Genomic DNA, 521 nt, shown 5'->3' on the forward strand with positions numbered 1-521 from the left:
CCGGTCACAGGATCACCACCGGATCATCCGGCCGGTGCAGCACCAACGCCGGCACCACCAGCCACTCCCCATACCCATGGGCACGGGCATGCCGGTCCGCGTCCCGGGGGGTGGCGAAGTAGCCGACCACCCCGTCCACGTCCCGGTCCGGCCCGTCGACCACCGCCACCACCCACACCGTGGCCGCCTGATCCGCCCCCGTACCGGCCAGGATCTGTGACCACGCCTCCGACCAGCCCGACCCCGTCCCATCCCCGACGCGGGCACGCTCACCCATCACCGGCCCCCGCACCGGCAGCCGCCGAGGGAACCGGCACCGGGGGAACCGTCAACGTCGCCAACCGGGCGAACCCGAACTCACCTTGGCGCACCCCGGCCAGGAACAGCGCCCACTCCCCGGCTTCGAACAGCAACCCCGCTCCCGTCACCGGCAGCCGGCCATGCCGCACCGCTATCCCCGGGGTGTCGAGCAGCCCGAGCACGCCGACCGGCACCGCGGCCACCTCCACCGCCCCCAGGCC

2 protein-coding genes are annotated in these 521 nt (G+C 74.3%); both read right to left on the reverse strand.

From position 1 onward, the window contains the following. Positions 1-4: 4 nt before the first annotated feature. Positions 5-277 (reverse strand): hypothetical protein, encoded by a 273-nt coding sequence (locus AC08OO_RS20590; RefSeq protein ID WP_476618934.1) that lies wholly within the window; start codon positions 275-277, stop codon positions 5-7. After that, on the reverse strand, positions 270-521 hold a 252-nt coding region (locus tag AC08OO_RS20595; RefSeq protein WP_476618935.1), incomplete at its 5' end, for a DUF397 domain-containing protein. The genes AC08OO_RS20590 and AC08OO_RS20595, both read right to left, overlap by 8 nt.

The sequence above is a fragment of the Frankia sp. CeCAU1 genome (assembly GCF_977971845.1).